The sequence below is a fragment of the Thiogranum sp. genome (genome assembly GCF_058323355.1).
Genome location: NZ_JBTTIO010000007.1, coordinates 64,046 through 80,290 on the forward strand (window position 1 = coordinate 64,046; position 16,245 = coordinate 80,290).

General features: G+C 56.0%; 12 protein-coding genes. 3 read left to right on the top strand and 9 right to left on the bottom strand.

All coding sequences use genetic code 11. The features are described 5' to 3' along the window. Nucleotides 1-45: 45 nt before the first annotated feature. Nucleotides 46-2,379: an EAL domain-containing protein gene (locus tag ACW81B_RS01845; protein ID WP_491578495.1), complete on the bottom strand. Its 2,334-nt coding sequence runs from the start codon at nucleotides 2,377-2,379 to the stop codon at nucleotides 46-48. 236 nt (nucleotides 2,380-2,615) lie between these two features. After that, nucleotides 2,616-4,637, bottom strand: a complete 2,022-nt coding sequence (locus ACW81B_RS01850) for a methyl-accepting chemotaxis protein (RefSeq protein WP_491578496.1) — start codon at nucleotides 4,635-4,637, stop codon at nucleotides 2,616-2,618. Between the two features lie 341 nt (nucleotides 4,638-4,978). Between ACW81B_RS01850 and ACW81B_RS01855 the strand changes: the two genes are divergently transcribed. Genes ACW81B_RS01855 through ACW81B_RS01865 form a run of 3 tightly spaced genes read left to right on the top strand, consistent with a single transcriptional unit; the run spans nucleotide 4,979 to nucleotide 8,064 of the window. Further along, on the top strand, nucleotides 4,979-5,314 hold the full coding sequence (locus tag ACW81B_RS01855) for a hypothetical protein (RefSeq protein ID WP_491578497.1): 336 nt from the start codon (nucleotides 4,979-4,981) through the stop codon (nucleotides 5,312-5,314). Then, the gene (locus ACW81B_RS01860; protein WP_491578498.1) at nucleotides 5,311-7,416 is read left to right on the top strand and encodes a histidine kinase; all 2,106 of its coding nucleotides are present in this window, start codon (nucleotides 5,311-5,313) and stop codon (nucleotides 7,414-7,416) included. The genes ACW81B_RS01855 and ACW81B_RS01860 overlap by 4 nt, the downstream gene beginning before the upstream one ends. A 6-nt stretch (nucleotides 7,417-7,422) precedes the next feature. Beyond that, nucleotides 7,423-8,064 carry a response regulator gene (locus ACW81B_RS01865; protein ID WP_491578499.1) on the top strand — a complete coding sequence of 214 codons (642 nt, stop codon included), beginning with the start codon at nucleotides 7,423-7,425 and terminating at the stop codon, nucleotides 8,062-8,064. A 143-nt stretch (nucleotides 8,065-8,207) separates the two neighbouring features. Here the strand turns inward: ACW81B_RS01865 and ACW81B_RS01870 are convergent, their stop codons facing one another. The 7 genes from ACW81B_RS01870 to ACW81B_RS01900 form a co-directional block, all read right to left on the bottom strand. Next, the gene (locus tag ACW81B_RS01870) at nucleotides 8,208-9,221 is read right to left on the bottom strand and encodes a DUF4340 domain-containing protein (protein ID WP_491578500.1); all 1,014 of its coding nucleotides are present in this window, start codon (nucleotides 9,219-9,221) and stop codon (nucleotides 8,208-8,210) included. Then, the gene (locus tag ACW81B_RS01875) at nucleotides 9,218-11,110 is read right to left on the bottom strand and encodes a Gldg family protein (RefSeq protein ID WP_491578501.1); all 1,893 of its coding nucleotides are present in this window, start codon (nucleotides 11,108-11,110) and stop codon (nucleotides 9,218-9,220) included. Before ACW81B_RS01875 ends, ACW81B_RS01870 begins: the two co-directional genes overlap by 4 nt. Nucleotides 11,111-11,117: 7 nt before the next feature. Continuing rightward, nucleotides 11,118-11,852, bottom strand: a complete 735-nt coding sequence (locus ACW81B_RS01880) for an ABC transporter permease subunit (RefSeq protein WP_491578502.1) — start codon at nucleotides 11,850-11,852, stop codon at nucleotides 11,118-11,120. Further along, nucleotides 11,849-12,832, bottom strand: a complete 984-nt coding sequence (locus ACW81B_RS01885) for an ABC transporter ATP-binding protein (protein ID WP_491578503.1) — start codon at nucleotides 12,830-12,832, stop codon at nucleotides 11,849-11,851. Before ACW81B_RS01885 ends, ACW81B_RS01880 begins: the two co-directional genes overlap by 4 nt. A 97-nt stretch (nucleotides 12,833-12,929) precedes the next feature. Continuing rightward, entirely contained in the window at nucleotides 12,930-13,430 is a 501-nt protein-coding gene (locus ACW81B_RS01890; protein WP_491578504.1) for a DUF3859 domain-containing protein, read from the bottom strand. A gap of 330 nt (nucleotides 13,431-13,760) precedes the next feature. After that, nucleotides 13,761-14,468, bottom strand: coding sequence for a hypothetical protein (locus ACW81B_RS01895; RefSeq protein ID WP_491578505.1), 708 nt, complete (start codon nucleotides 14,466-14,468; stop codon nucleotides 13,761-13,763). Nucleotides 14,469-14,582: 114 nt separating this feature from the next. Continuing rightward, nucleotides 14,583-16,202 (bottom strand): hypothetical protein, encoded by a 1,620-nt coding sequence (locus ACW81B_RS01900; RefSeq protein ID WP_491578506.1) that lies wholly within the window; start codon nucleotides 16,200-16,202, stop codon nucleotides 14,583-14,585. Nucleotides 16,203-16,245: the final 43 nt, after the last annotated feature.

Sequence of the window (16,245 nt, forward strand, 5' to 3'; positions counted from 1 at the left end):
ACGATCAGCCAACCACTTGCGGGCGACGTCCGCGGCCGGCAGCGGCTAGTCGATATAATAACCCTGCGCCACAGCGCAGCCGATCCTGCGCAGGAACGCCAGCGCCTGCTCCGTCTCCACCCCTTCTGCCACCACCTTCAGCGACAGGCTGTGAGCGAGGCTCACAATGGAACGTGTGATGGCGACATTGGCCGGGTTGTCTGGCAGGTCCTGCACGAATGAACGGTCAATCTTGAGAATATCAACGGGAAGTTGCTGCAGATAGCCCAGCGAGGAGTAGCCGGTTCCGAAGTCATCAATCGATATCCTTATCCCGGTCTCGTGCAACGCCGTAAGCACCTCACTGGCCCGATGCCGATCCAGCATCATGGCGGTCTCGGTCACCTCCAGTTCCAGGCAGTCGGATCCAACATCCCAGGCCTCCAGCAGATCGCATACCTGTGCGACCAGCTTGGTATCGTGCAGATTCCAGGTCGAGAGATTGACGGCAACACAAGTTTCCAGGCCGGATTCACGCCACGCATTGCATTGTCGCAGCACCGCATTCAGCACCCATTGACTCAAGGGCTGTATCAGGCCGGTTTGCTCCGCCAGTGGCACGAACTGATCAGGTGGCACCATGCCGAGTTCCGGGTGACGCCAACGAACCAGCGCCTCGAGGCCGACCAGCTCACCGCTGGAAATGCTGACCTTCGGCTGGTAGAACAAGACCAGTTGCTCCTCACTGATGGCCTGCCTCAGCGCGTTCGCCACGATCAGACGCTGCTTGCTGAACTGATCCTTATCAGGGTCATAGACAGCAAATTGACTGCAATCCCGCCTGGCCGTGTACATGGCCACTTCCGCGTGGCGCAGGAGCGTGTCAGTGTCCGTCCCGTGTTGCGGATAGTGCGCGACGCCAACAGTGTGAGTAACGTATATCTGCAAGCCGTCGAGCGCGAAAGGAGCCTCGAAGGCCACCTGGAGGCTATCAATCGCTTCAGTCAGGCCATTGGAGGGAGTTTGCGGTTTCAGTGCAATGGCGAACTGATCGCCACCGAATCGGCTTACTGTCTCCGCCCCGCCCCAGGTGTCGCGCAGGCGTTGGGCAATCTGCTGGAGCAGCAGGTCTCCATGGTAGTGCCCGAGGGTATCGTTTACCTCCCTGAAATTGTCGATGCCGATCAATATCACGGTCAACGGATTTTGTCCCGGAGCGCATGTTGCCAGCAGCCGGTCCACGCGGTCGTAGAGGAGCATACGGTTGGGCAGTGAGGTCAGGGGGTCATACAGGCGCAGGCGTTCCAGTTCACGCGTTCGCTGGCGAATGCCAAGCTCCAGCCGGTCACGCTGGGCGGCCAGCGCGGATGCCGCGCGCCTGCCTGCGTGCACTTCCTGTTCGAGCCTGAGACGCACCAGACGAAGACTCCGGTTGACCCGTCTGGCATAGACCGAGCTACCCGCCAGTAACAACAACGCTGCAAAAGTGCCACCTGCCCAGTTTCTCTGCTCACGCAGTACATCCAGCAAAGTCAGACGAACAACCGGCCTGTCATAGGGTTCAACGCGCAGATCCTGCAACAACGCATGGACTGGCTGATAGTTCAGCGGCACGCTCCATCCGGTGATACGGGCCGCCCTGGCGGCTGGATGGTCAGCTGGCAGGTTGAGCAACGCTGAAGCTACGCGGCCGGCAAGCTGTGACGGCATATGCCCGACCTTCGCCAGGGGCCACTCAGGATACAGCTGCGTGCTTAGCAAGAACGGGAATCCTGCATCGTTGGCGGGCTTGTGCCGGTGCAGGATACGGAAGTTCCGTAAATCGATCCGCCCCTCCTCTTGCATACGCTCCAGGGTATCGGTACGCACCGTTCCGGCATCGACTGTACCGTCGCGTACCGCATAGACGACCGCATCGTGGGTGCTACCGAAACGCAAATCGCCCACGTCCTCAAACAGGTTCAGGCCATCGCGCCGGAATACACGGCGTGCCATCAGAAAGCCGCCCAGTGATCGCTCATCCACGGCCATGAAAGTGGTACCTATGAGATCGCCAAGCTCATGTAAATCGCTGCGATCGGCACGCGTGAAAATCACACCGCCGAACCGGGTATAGCCGCGGCCAAGACGTAGATTCTTCATGGTGGCGATGGCAGTTGCCAGACCGCGTGTTTCCAGCCCGACGTAGATATAGGGATTGGCCAGGACGAAATCGACCTCGCCCCGGGTGACAGCACGCTGGATTGTGGAGAAGCCCAGCGGCACAACGGTGAAATGTTTCCCCGGAATCGCCTGGCTCAGGTAGTCCGCCATCGGGGACCACTGTGCCCGGGCCTGCCTGTCGCCGCGTTTTGCCAGTACACCAATCCGTATCTCGTTCGCCACTCCTGGTATAGCCATCGCGGGCGGTACGCCGAGACACAGGCACTGCATGAGCAACCATATGCCAGCGACATGCCGGTAACGCCATCCACGCTCGCTCTGTGGCCAGGTGCGTTCAGGATGAGCGCGAATACACGCTGCATGCCTGGGCCCGGTCCATGTAGCCATACGCATTCTCTCCTGTGGTAACAGTTCCTGTCCGGGTACAAACAGCGTAAAGCACCCGGGGCATACAGCCGGCACTCCTGCCAGGCCTATATCCTGAATCGTTCTACAGTACCCAGCAGGTTACTGGAAAGCCTGGCCAGGCTTTCACTGGCGAGAGCTGTCTGCTGCGCGCCGGTAGCAGTTTCCTGCGCCATATCGTTAATAGCGACGATATTTCGGTTGATTTCTTCTGCCACTGCCGTTTGCTCTTCCGCTGCGCTCGCGATCTGTGCGCTCATATCGCGGATGCTTCCTACCGCTTCGGAAATTCTCCGCAGGGAGTCATCAGCCTCTCCGGCCTGTTTAACGACATTGTCTGCATGTTTCAGGCTGTTATTCATCACCTCGACTGCGTTACGAGACCCGGCTTGCAGCTTTTCAACAACCTGGCTGATTTCCTCGGTTGATTTCTGCGTCCTGCCGGCAAGGCTTCTTACCTCGTCAGCTACCACGGCAAAGCCTCTTCCGTGTTCCCCCGCCCGGGCCGCCTCGATGGCTGCATTCAGGGCGAGCAGATTGGTCTGTTCGGCAACACCACGGATCACATCCATAACACTGATAATATCCGCACTCTCCTGTTCGAGTATTCCAATCACTTCCGACGCACCGCCAATACTGCCCGCAAGCTGCTTGATGGCCTCGACAGTAGTGCTAACGATATGCCGGCCTGCGCTTGTTTCATTGTCCGCATCAGTCGCGGCGCCGGCTGAATGCGTTATGCTACTGGCCACCTCCTGTGCCGTGGCGCTCATTTCGTTCATGGCGGTCGCCACCTGCTCTGTCTGCGCCTGCTGCTCGTCAATACTCTGACTGGCCTGCTCGGTGGTAGCGCTGAGTTCTTCCGCCGATGCGGAAACCTGTTGCGCAGAGTCACTGATCAGGCGCACCAGATCCATGAACTGCTCCGCCATTGCATTGACACCATCCCCGACCTGTCTCATCTCATCCTTCACTTCCAGATGCACCCGGCTTGTCAGGTCACCGTCTGCAAGACGTCGCGTAGTCTCATTGATCCGGGACACGCTGTCGGTAACCGAAAGGTAAAACCCGACAAACAGGTAGACGACCAGTACAAGCAGCAGTGACATACCGGCCAGGGTTGCCAGCCTCTGTTGTTCCAGATCGTCATGCTGTCTGGCCAGAATGCTGTCCATTGACGGGAGGATAACGTCATAGAAATGTAAGCTGGCCGAAATAGCATCGGTCCCGGTCGCGAAGACCGTCTCTGCGTCGATGTTGATTGACCTTGCGTTGATCAACTTGTCGTCCAGCATACCCAGAAAACGCTTGTTCTTCCGAATGACATCGCTGAGGCTGATTTCCAGCTGGTCACTCAAAAGCGGGAGCCTTTTAGCGGCTGCCTTGATTTCGTTCTGTAACTCAACAATCCCCCCATCGATTCGTCCGCTGAGTTGCGCCAGCTGCAACTTCTGCTGCTCATTGATGCTGCCGTGTTCAGCGATACCCGCGCCGAGTCCTCTGGCCTGGCCTGTTGTATCAGTCACCACCGGAAGCACCGTAATCACCGCATTGACCAGGCGACTGAGGTAGGGGTCGAAAATCAGTTCGGAATGGTCCGCAACCATCAATAGCAACGAGATCGTATTCCGCACCAGATTGCTGTGTTCGGAAAAGCTCTTCTCAGCACTCATGTCCATCGATGCACTGCGGAGTTGTTTCCACTCAGCCTTGAGTCTGCCCAGTGATTCGCCAAGCCTCAACCGGTCTCCAAGCCTGTCTGTCAGCGCCTCAATATTCCGGAATACCTCGTCGATTTCGCCACGCTTTTTTGTGATCCTGTCACGAAAACCCGTGTTTCCCTTAAGGTAGGCATTGGTCATCCCTCGATGCTGCGGTATATGCTCCAACAAACCCCGTATCAGCATGACATACTCAAGACCACGCTGTTTTTGTTCCGTCGACTGCACGCTTTTATCAATATAGTCCACAAGAAGGAAGCTTACAGAGGCCAGTGGCAGTATAAACAGAATAAAAATCAAACCGAACTTGTGAGCGTAACGCAGCCTGCCCATAATTGCTGTGCCGGGCATCAAAATTTGTTTCATCATAATCTCACCTGTCACGTGTTCCAGATATCGGTTTCGACAAGATCACGCATGCTTTCGGCCACATGCACGGTCCATTAATAAACTTGCTACCACCAGTTTTCGGGGGCGATGGGTAAAAATGAATAAGATTTTTTAGTGCGAGGCATAAGAATATTGCTTACATACAGCTAAGACAGGCTTAAAACTCTGGCGCGCATTGTGCATACTTACCAGATCGTGTGAGTTTGCCGCAGGTCAAAGAAACCATACTGCCTGTCGTGGCAGAATGGTTCCATGGTCAGCAAAGTCTGTACACAGCACAATGTGAACCAATTTACGCCAGGAGGAATGGAGGGCAAGAGATGACAGAACAACCCCGCTATTTCCTGAGATCACGCATTCGGGAATTCGTGATCCCCCCGGTTCGGGACTGTCTGGTACTCGGCCGGGAAGCGCCCATTGGTTGCGTCGCGTTGCGTCAGTGCCTCGATCTGTGTGTACCCGCCCCGTTTGAACATATTGAGATCGAGGATGACATAATCAGCGATATTCTTATCCGAAACAACGTGTTGCGTCGAATAACCAAGAACAACCTGGTAGCCTTTGTATTGCGCCGTATCAAGCCCGTCATGGGACCGGACGAGGTAATTGAAGTGGAGCTGGAGCCGGAGATAATGTTGGAAGACGGGTTCTCATGACCGCACTGCTGGCGCGGGATGCATTATGTCGACGCGTACTCCAGGTGAACGCCAACACACGTCCGTCGGAACGGAACACTCAGGTTCAACCCCTGATCTATGCGGTATTTTCCGTTGACCCGGAGCCGGCCATGGCGGAACACTTCCTGGGTCTGGTGCCGGAAACGGTTGCGGCCCGATATCCCGGACGGATTTTCGCCGACCTCCTGCCCGCGCACCGTCCGACACTGGTAGCCGCTACCAGTCCGCTGCAGGGACTTTTGCCACAGATGGATAAATCCGGCGACGATGCGCTGCCCGTTGTGACGAAAAGCGGCGGCTTTGCCGGAGTGATCACCCGCACCAGCCTGCTCGGTGCGCTACTCGAACAGGAACAGACTCTGCTGGCGGAGGCGCACGACCTGCGTGACACGATTGAACAGGATCATCGCAGACTCAAGGGCTGGTCAGATCGGCTTGAGCGCCTGAACGGCGCGTTGGGTGAATTATTTGCTTTTACCTCCCGCAATCCGACCGAAAGCGAGTTGTTCATCACAGGTGTCCGCGTGTTATCAAGGCTGCTGGGCGCGTATTCCGGGGCAGCAAGAATACGGGATGGGGATACATGTGTCAGCCACTATCTTAATACCGGCGCAACCCCGGATAAGGGGGGGGCTGCCCGACAGAACGCACAATGTGTGCCCCCACCCCACACGGAAATCGGTCCACCATGCGATGCCTGTCTGGAGGCGGCTGAACGCGATGAACAACTATCCGCAGACTCAAGACCCTGTTTGCAGAACGCCGTCCCGCTCGTCGTACAAGTTGCGGATGACCAACGGATCTACGGTCATGTCTGCCTGTGCCGTGGAAACAGTGGAAAGAATTTTACCAATGACGATCGACTGATCGCGGAAAATTTTTCCAGCGCATTGTCTCTTGCCCTGGCCGGCATCAGGGCACGGGATGAACGAAAGGCGGTCGAGGATACCGCCCGGGAAACGGAGCAGGATTACCGCAGGCTTACGGAAAACCTGCCCGGCATCGTTTACAGGCTGTATACCGCCCCCCGGCCCCGTTGGCAGTGTTTTAACCACATGCTGGAACCGATAACCGGCTACCGTCCGGACGAGTTACCAACCGACCAGGCGTTCGGTCTGTATTGTCTCATTGTAGATGAGGATCGCCCCGGGGTACTGGAGGTTTTGCGACGTGCAGATGAGACACTTCAACCCTTCGAGATGAGCTATCGCATCCGTGATCGTAACGGCGCGGTGCGTCACCTTCTCGACCGTGGCAGGCCGATCCGCGATAAAACGGGATCACACTTCATAGATGGCGTTATCCTCGATCTCACCAGTCATATGCAGACGGAAGAGCAACTGGCGCGCTTGCTGGAAGAAAACCGTAGCCTCTCGCAACGGCTGGTTACGCTCCAGGAGGAAGAACGCCGTTGCCTGGCACGTGAACTGCATGACGAACTTGGCCAGTCTTTAACCGCTATTCGTGCCGATGCCCAGGTTATCAGCGCGCTTGCCAGGGATCGTTGTCCAGAGGCCTGTGAAAGCGCTGATGCCATCAGTGAAGTATCCGTTCAGGCTTATGATTCGGTGCGCTTGATCATGCAACGTCTGCGTCCGCCGATGCTCGATCGGCTGGGCCTCGCAAGCACATTGCAGGAGACCGTGGAACACTGGCAACGGCGATGCCCGGAGTTGAACTGGGAGTTATCTATCGATGAGTCTCTGGATGGACTGAGTGATGAAGCCAATATTACAGCATACCGCATCGTTCAGGAGTCAGTGACGAATGTCATCAAACATGCCTGCGCCGGGAAAATCGAAATTGTGTTGACGAATACAAAAAACTCTTCAGGGACACCAATGCTGGAGATCCGCATCCGCGATAACGGTCGTGGTACGAACCCGGGTCGGCCTCATATGGGTCTGGGCCTGGTCGGCATGCGCGAACGGGTACTCGGACAGGGCGGGCAGTTCGAAGTACGCAGTCAGGCAGATCAAGGAACCGAGATATGCGCCTGGTTGCCGGTGCAGGGGACAGCACTACCCGTCAGGCAGACCGGGAAACCGGCTGAAACGAGTCCGACGTCACTGGCTGGATAAGACACGGTGTCTGGCAATATCAACGTGCTTCTGGCAGACGATCATCCGGTGGTCCGGTCGGGGTACCGGCGGCTGCTGGATTCCTGCCCGGATATTGCAGTTACCGGCGAGGCGGACGATGGCGAAGCCGCTTGTCGCATGTACACCGGGAAGCGGCCCGATGTGGTCGTAATGGATATCAATATGCCAGGCGTCAATGGTGTGGAAGCCGCACGCAGGATACTGGATTCAGATCCGGATGCCAGGATACTGGTGTTCACCATGTATGACAATCCGGCGATGATGATTCAGGCAATGGAGGCAGGTGTTCTGGGCTATCTCACCAAGCGCTGCCCGGTGGATGTGCTCACAGATGCCATTCGCAAGGTGGCCAGGGGCAAAGTGGCCATCGACCCGGATCTGGCCACAACGCTGATCCCGAAACGGCGTGGTTACACCGAAAACCCTGTCTCGAAACTGACACCACGAGAACATGAGGTATTCCGCCTGCTGGCAGAGGGACGCAGCGTAGGCGAAATTGCACTGTTACTGGATATTAGTGACAAGACTGTCGGTGTCCATCAAACACGCATTATGCATAAGCTGGGTACGCGTAATGCCGTGCAACTGGTTCATTTGGCAATCCGTCAGGGGGTGATCCAGGTTTGAGGAGGCCGCCCGGATTTTTCTCATGATACTGTCCACACCAAACTCACAGGCCGATTGTTCTATAAAACAAAGGACGATTGAAATCGTTGCGGGTGAAGTTGCTTTTCACCGACAAGCCAACGCTAACCCGATGATACCGGCAGTTACGGCTCTGCATCCCTGAGGTCAATCAGCCTCGCCCTCAGCCTGGTCGCACGGGCCGACGGCAATTGATAGATCCAGCCCGCAAGCCTTTCCTGCACACCGTCTGCGGCCGTTTCGGTAGATCCGCCCAGGTCGAACCACGCCCAGACCCGGCCGTCCAGTTCCCGGGTTCTCACATTGACCCGAAGCCCGTCCCAGGTTTCGAACTCTGCGGTCACGACCTCCCTGTCAGTCGAATCATCGGCTGGACGGCTGCGCATATCCTCCATTTTCAGCCCGGCCAGACTCCTGGCCAGGGCATTAACTTCCGAGGCCTTCTTTACCGCGACTGTCTCGGGTTGATTCGCAATACGGAAACCCGGTGCACCGCGAAAGGCTTTCTCGATCACAAGGCGACTGCTGTCCGGCTGGCGAATGCTCACCTGCTTCACAGTCTTTGGCTTGATGTGAATAATCTGCCGGTCGACCCAGTCGACCCGCCTTTGCGGCAGATCCAGTCTGCCGGCGACCAGCCACGCGCGGGCTTCACCGGATGGTCGCACATAGATCCCGTCTTTACCGCCAGCGATAAGTCCGCCGCGGATTTTCCCGATAATAAGTGAAGCAACCGGTTCGTCTCCCGCCACATACAGTGCGATGCGCATATTATCGACATTCGCGGTCGGCTCCTGCACACCCAGCCGCGCATAGTTTTCCGGCTTGTCGGTTTTGGCTTCGACTTTTTCCAACCGGGCGACGGCAAGCAGCAGTGGCTTGACCCGCTCGAACAATACGGGATATCCCCCCCTGTCCGGCAACTGCCACTGATCGCCGGTTCTCGTGACATCGTACTCATCACCACGACGCTCAACCCGGATACGGCTGATGTGGTTCAGTCGCTGTTCCAGCCGTGGGAAAAGAAGCCGGCCCGAATCTTTTTGCCCGGCCAGTTCCGGTTTCTGCCCGGCCAGAAAATATCCACCTGCAACAATCCCCAGTATAGCCAGAATGATAAACAGGGTTTTGTTCGTCATGATCCTTTCATTGCCATGCGACGCATGCGTCGTACTCTCGTCACACCCAGTCCCGTGGCCAGCAGAATGACCAGCAAGGGTATCAGCCCGATATTGACGAGTTTCAACCAGGCACCGAGTTTTTCAATATTACGGGTCAGGTCGTGTTGAACATTGCGCAGCTCCTTGCGAAGCCTGATCTGCTCAGACTGTAATTTACGCAGATCCTCACGCAGTTCAGCACTCATGATCATCGCACTTTCACCTTCTTTCTGTTGCTGAAGCTCGCTGATCTTTTGTCCTGTCTCGCTGAGGCTGACCTGTAGTGCCCGCTCCCTGGCGCGGAACTGTGTCTCGGCGGCCTCCTTTAATGCAGCAACCTTTATAAAAGGTCTGGCCGAACGTCCCCGGCTGCGCAGGCTGATCAGGTCATTACTGCCGCTGAGATTTTCCAGCGCATTGATCAGGAAGGCACCGTTATCCGCCCGCATGGCCGCAACGCGTCGACCGTAAAAGTCCCTGAAATCGACCCAGAAGCGGTCATCCAGCATGTCGGCATCGGCCACGACAATGATATTTACCGGCTCGCGAGATGCCATCAGGCGGTCACCACTTTCAACCCCGTCTACACCCTGTGGAAAGGCAGTTTGCACATCACCACGAATGCGTGCGGCCAGCACCAGTGGTATGCCACCCGGGGCATAGGTCTGCAACAGATCCGTCGGTTTTGTGCCGTATTTCACATAGCCTGCTTCAAGCTGCATGGCCTGGTCACCGGTCTGCACAAGCGGCGTCAGCTGTGTCGTGGCATCCGGCATTTTCAGCAGAAAACCGGAACTCGCCATGACCAGCGACTGCAGGTCCGCGGTAACGAAATCCTCGCGATTGAAGTGATCCTTGTGCAAACTCATCCACACGATGTAATCCACCGGTGTACCCCGGCTGGTCATGACACTGGTTGCGACACGCCGGTCGACGGCAAGATACCCGGGAGCAAGCCGCACACCCCAGGCATCCATCAGCGGCTGCAGGTATGCACTGCGTACCGCTTCAACGTAACCTTGCTCCGGGCTGGTTACTTTGGGCATTGAGGTATCAGTTTCCGAGAAGGTATCGAGAAACACCAGTGCGCGTCCACCGGCAAGAACGTACTGGTCAATAGCGAACAGTGCCTGCTGTGACAGGTCTTTTGGATACACGACCATCAATACGTCGACATTTTCAGGAATAATCTTGCTGTCAGTATCCAGTTCCAGCACGTCGAATGACTGTTTCATCCGGGCGACGGTAAACCAGTCACGTTCCTGTTCACCAAGCAGGGGGTGGTCAGCCCTTGAACCCGCGGTGACAGGCAGACCGGACATCAGCCCGACCACCGGTCTGCGCGGGTTGGCCAGGCTGTAGACCAGTCTGGAAACGTTGTATTCCAGTGCATCTTCCTGGTCGGACTGGAAGAAGGGAATGCGCCGGATATCGTCGACCGAATTACTGCCGACAAGTCCAAACCAGGCGTAGCTGCCGGATGTATCAACGGGGATACCTTGCAGACCGTAGCGTGCAGCCTGTTCTTCGGCATCGGAAAACGGTTCGGGGGCCTCGACAATGAGCCTCAACTTCCCTTCGCTCATCGCAGCGTATTCTTCCAGCAGCTCGCGCACCCGTTGACCATAGGTAGCAATCACCGGCATATCAGCGAACTGTTTTTCCGAAAAGTAGAAGCGCAGTGTAACGGGTTCATCGAGCGCCGCCAGAATATTACGCGTGCCTTCGGACAGGGTGTACAGTCTGTTCTCCGTCATATCGAACCTGACACCCTTGATCAAAAGGCCCGCAAGCAGGTTCACGACCAGTAGCAGCACGGCAACAAATATCAGCCCCGATGTGGAATAAAGCCTGCGCATGTTCAACATAGCATCATTAATCCGATTTTTTGAGTTCCACAATAATGGCATTGGCCAACAGCCAGGCAGCAATAAAAGAAAAGAAGAAAACCAGATCACGGAAATCAATCACGCCCCGGGTGATCGATTCAAAATGGCTCAGAAAACTCATGCTGCTGATTGCGTTCATCAACGCCTGCGGCGCCCAGTCCTGGAACACGTCCATTACCATCGGGAACCCCGCCAGCACAAAAACAAGACAGATCGCAAACGAGATGACAAAGGCAATAACCTGGTTACGCGTAGCGGCAGATACGCAAGCGCCGACCGCGAGGTAAGCGCCTGCCATCAGGAAACTGCCAACATAGCTCAGCAGGATAACGGGGTTATCCGGTTGACCGAGATAATTCACCGTGATCCACACTGGAAAGGTAAGGACCAACGCAATACCCGTGAACACCCACGCCGCGATAAACTTGCCCAGCACGGCATCTGCGACGGATACAGGCAATGTCATCAACAATTCAATCGTCCCGGTCTTGCGCTCTTCGGCCCACAGGCGCATGGATAGCGCGGGAATCAGGAACAGGTACAGCCATGGGTGGAAGGTAAAGAAAGGCTGAAGATCGGCCTGACCGCGTTCATACAGACCGCCCAGGTAGAACGTAAACACGCCGGATAGCACAAGGAATATAACGATGAACACATAGGCAACCGGCGTAGAAAAGTAGCTGCCCAGTTCTCGTTTAAGAATGCTGACGGCTGCACTCATGTCTCAACACCCGGCTGTATCGTGCCACTGCGGGTAGTGATACGTCGGAATACTTCATCGAGTTGCCCGCTCTCGACAAACAGCTCTTCGAGCTGCCAGCCTTCATCACGCGCCAGTTGCGTTACCTGCCTGACAATGGACACACCATTGTTCGGCAACACTGTGAGATGGTTTTCGACAGCCGTAAAAATCACCTTCGAAACAGTATCCAGCTGTTGCAGGCAAGCCCTGGCGGTGGCGGGAACATCACCTTCAAAGCATATCCTGACTGCATTGTGTAAATCCGACATGGACAGCAGTTGCCGGGGTGTGCCATCGAACAGCAAGTCACCATGCGCAATGATAATGGCGCGATCACAAATTGCGTCAACCTCTTCAAGAATATGCGTGGAAATCAGGATGGCCTTGTCCCCGGCCATTTCCCGGATCAGTTCACGGACTTCGTGCTTCTGGTTGGGATCGAGACCATCGGTCGGTTCATCCATAATCAGCACAGGCGGATCGTGCAATATAGCCTGTGCCAGACCAACCCGTCGCTTGAACCCCTTGGACAGGGTTTCGATCGGCTTATGAACCACGCTGCCCAGGTTTGCCCTGGCAATTGCCGTTGCTACCCGCTCGTGTTGTTCCTTTCCACGGTAGCCGCGTATTTCGGCAATAAACGCCAGGAAAGCTGTTGCTGTCATGTCATCATAGGCAGGGGCGCCTTCAGGCAGATACCCGATACGGCGCTTGACCTCGATCGGCTCACGGCTGACATCAAACCCGGCCACCCGTATCCGGCCCCGGTCGGGTGTCAGGAAACCGCTGATCATTTTCATGGTGGTGGACTTGCCTGCGCCATTTGGCCCGAGAAACCCCAGTACCTCACCGCTACGGACGTTGAAGGAAACATCCCGGACAGCAGTGAACGCGCCAAAGTCCTTGCACAGCGATGTGACTTCTATCGCTGTATCTGCCTCTGTGGCGGCTTTTGTCATGCCAGACCTATGCACGGTTTAACCCTGTTACAAGCTATTCTTACAAGACTTTGTTTATTTTCGACACACAAACAATGAGATGTCTCTATAATCCCGTTTATTCCTCTATCGTCGTATCGGCTGTCACCTGTTGCGGACGGACAGTCACAAACTTACGCTCGATGAGTTTCCTGTCCCCGTACCAGAGCTGGAAAATCCAGTCACCTTCCACCAGTTCATAGTCCTCGTTAAATACGTAACCGTCAAAGCCCATCACCTGCTGGATTTCAACGCGACCTTTTAACGGACGATCCCAGCCAGTGGTTGTAGAGCCGTCCGGCAGGGTCATTTCCGGGTGGATGAGAACCTTACGCAACCTCATGACCGGGCTGATAATCACATCCGGCGGCAGGTTGAAAAGGCGAAACTGGTAACCGAAATAGGTATCTTTAACCAGCGGGATACGGTCGGTCATCGAGACATGTTCAAGCTTCGGTTTGCGAACCACCTTTCCGGTATTGGTCAGGGCACTGTCCTTGATCTGCCCTTTTCGGGCAGCCTTGTAGATGCCAAACTGAAAGACATGCGATCTGATCCCTTCAGGTTTCTGATCTGTCATCTTACCGGCATCCGTGGACTGCATCGTCCCGGCAACTTTTGCGTCAGCGTTGTCCGCAACCTGATCGCAGCCGGCGAGTGCAACCATAAACACAAGTGTTATCACGCGTTTCATAATAAGATCTCTACTTTTCCCGGCACCTGGCCTGGACGTTGAGTATCCGGAGAAGTATCGAACAAGTCCAGGAACATTCCTTATTGCGCACGGCTGAAAAAAAACGGGGCGCTGCAATGGCAACGCCCCGGAAAAGAAAGGACCACACCTATCCCGTTATTATTGTGTATTTCATCCTTTTCACACCTCTTTACAGCCAGCTGTTTCCCTCAAGACTCAGGGATACTGGAACCAGGCTTCGCGGGTCGCCGGCGACAGACCGTGGCTGGCGCTGTCCGTACAATGGGAAACCACCCTGATCAGGAAAGGTGTTCCTTCCTGTCCCGGTTCCCTGGGGTCTGCAATTGCCGTAGCAACATTCGGGTGACCCTCGTGACCGGGACGGGAGGTAGCCGTCATCTGGAACGGGTAGGCACCGCGTACCAGCGGGAAGTCCAGGTCGATTTCGAATTCACCTTCGCCATTGGCATCGGTGGTGAAGGAGTTGGCTGAACCGGGGGCACCAGCGGGATCGACCCAGGGGCTGATAGCATTAAGATCATCCAGTGCAGAACCAGGTGCCAGCGGTGTAGCACCACCACCGGTCAGGGGACTGCCAAGCGGATTGAGACCATTCTTGCCCTTGATACGCAGCCAGACAGTGAACAGCGTATCAGGTGCTGCACCATCGAGTTCAATTTCGACTTTGCTGCCGCTGCCTTTCTGTTTTACCTCAAGCGTTGCAGTAGCACCCTGCCAGGCATTACCACTGGGGTCGGTCGCACAGTTGGCTTCAACGGTATCGCCGCTGCCACTGGTGGAACCTGGCCCCCGGCGGGTCATATCATCGTCAATTACTTCAGAACCGCCTGCCATTGCCATGCTGGAAACCATACCCATACCCAGCAGTGCGGCGGCGAGTGTTGTCATTTTGCTTTTAGACATTTCCATACCCTCATGTATTTGTTAATTATCACTTCATAAAATGATCCCGGTGAGCGTTGCCTGGCCCGAGGGACCAGACAATCTGCCCGAGAACATCTCCGTACTACGTTTGACTTACTGGACAAATGCTTCGTGGATGACCATCAGCATGCGCGGATCAACGAAGTCTTCACTACCCGTGACGTTGTTACGCCCAAGGTAAGTGGCGATCGGCAGGGCACAGCCGGAGTTCACGCCACCCGGGCCATAGGTGCTCTGTGCACCTGTCTGCTCACCCGTGCAGGTTCCATCCTGTGCGTCGGCGTCGGCCGGCAGGATCGAGTACTCGCCAACACCACCACCCTGAACAAAACATTCCGCAGGTGGAACAGCGCCGGTGACCGAACAGCCTGGATTGAAGGCAGATGCCGCAATCAACAGTGTTTCCACGTCACAGGAGGTGCCTGCGGGATTGGCGCCATTAGCCGTCGGACCACCGATGTTGTCACAGGCTACTGCTGACATGCGGTTGGGCCGAATACCGGCAATAACGTTCACGCCCGGATCCAGACCGATGGTGCGTGACGGGAAGTCATCGCCCCAGTCAACAACCTGGACTTTCTGGCGGAACACACTCGGATTACAACCACCCGGACCGACTTCTCCCTCGAGACAGTCGCGTGAACGCTCACGATCAGTGACGTAGATGGTGCCATCCTCGTCGTAGCCCCAGGCACGCAGTGAGTCACGACGTGACGGATCATCGGCCGGTTTGCCCGGACGCAGGTCAATCCAGCGTGTCACGACAGCACGGTTCTTTTTCTTTCCGAGCTTGAAAATATCATCGTCATCACCATCGTCCATCTCGTGATCATCATCTTTTTTGCTGCCCTTGTTGCAGCCAACACCGCAACTGGTGTCTTCAATACCGGCTTTCCAGTCCACCATGGCAATGGCTGCGCCGTGGAACATACTCACGCCCATGCCTTCTTCGCTGAAGGCAATACCGGCCATACAGGTCCAGCGCGGGTCCTTATCGGCAGGCTGGCTATACTCATCGATAACCTGCATGGTCTCCTGGTCGATAACCAGCAGGCGACTGTTGGCACTACGCTCGGCAGTCTGGTAGACCGGCGGGAAGAACAGGTTGGAAGCGTTACCACTGGGGTGAGTATTACCTAGCGGGCTGACCGAATCGGAGTTCTGCGCATTGAAGAAGTTCGCGTCACAGATTGCCTGGATGATGTTGCCGTTCGGCATCATCTGGGTACCCAGTGGACGCGGCAGACTGCCACGCCCGGCAGGCCCCGTGGGGTTGCCCAGCAACGGCCGGTAAGAAACGGTCCTGATCGGAGTACCATCACGATGGAACTGGGTCAATGCCTGCTGAGCGGCACTGGTAATGAAGGCGTGGCCGTTCAGTCCACCGGATAATACGCCGGTAGGTTTGAACGGACCCGGGCATTCGAGGTTGCCGCTGCCGTTTTCGCACACCGGACCATTCGGATCAGCCGAACCACCAAACGGGTTAGCCACGGTTATGCCGCGGGCACCGGTAACGATGCTGACTTCCAGCACCTGTCCCGGACCGTTGGCGGCTGCAAACGGCGCATTCATGGCATCGGCCATCATGAAGTTGGCCTCCAGACAGGCGGGGGCTCCTACCTCGTCAAGACCATGTGCGGAAACACCACCCGCAAACATGGCGAGACCCAGCCCGTAGGCGAGGCTCGTGAGTTGTTTCACTGTTTTCATCGTGTTGAGCTCCTCACAAATATTGGTTTTAGTAAATTTAGTG

Coding starts and splice junctions, on each gene's coding strand:
- ACW81B_RS01845 (WP_491578495.1), bottom strand. CDS start 2,379: ATGGCTATACCAGGAGTGGCGAACGAGATACGGATTGGTGTACTGGCA.
- ACW81B_RS01850 (WP_491578496.1), bottom strand. CDS start 4,637: ATGATGAAACAAATTTTGATGCCCGGCACAGCAATTATGGGCAGGCTG.
- ACW81B_RS01855 (WP_491578497.1), top strand. CDS start 4,979: ATGACAGAACAACCCCGCTATTTCCTGAGATCACGCATTCGGGAATTC.
- ACW81B_RS01860 (WP_491578498.1), top strand. CDS start 5,311: ATGACCGCACTGCTGGCGCGGGATGCATTATGTCGACGCGTACTCCAG.
- ACW81B_RS01870 (WP_491578500.1), bottom strand. CDS start 9,221: ATGACGAACAAAACCCTGTTTATCATTCTGGCTATACTGGGGATTGTT.
- ACW81B_RS01875 (WP_491578501.1), bottom strand. CDS start 11,110: ATGTTGAACATGCGCAGGCTTTATTCCACATCGGGGCTGATATTTGTT.
- ACW81B_RS01880 (WP_491578502.1), bottom strand. CDS start 11,852: ATGAGTGCAGCCGTCAGCATTCTTAAACGAGAACTGGGCAGCTACTTT.
- ACW81B_RS01885 (WP_491578503.1), bottom strand. CDS start 12,832: ATGACAAAAGCCGCCACAGAGGCAGATACAGCGATAGAAGTCACATCG.
- ACW81B_RS01890 (WP_491578504.1), bottom strand. CDS start 13,430: ATGACAGATCAGAAACCTGAAGGGATCAGATCGCATGTCTTTCAGTTT.
- ACW81B_RS01895 (WP_491578505.1), bottom strand. CDS start 14,468: ATGTCTAAAAGCAAAATGACAACACTCGCCGCCGCACTGCTGGGTATG.
- ACW81B_RS01900 (WP_491578506.1), bottom strand. CDS start 16,202: ATGAAAACAGTGAAACAACTCACGAGCCTCGCCTACGGGCTGGGTCTC.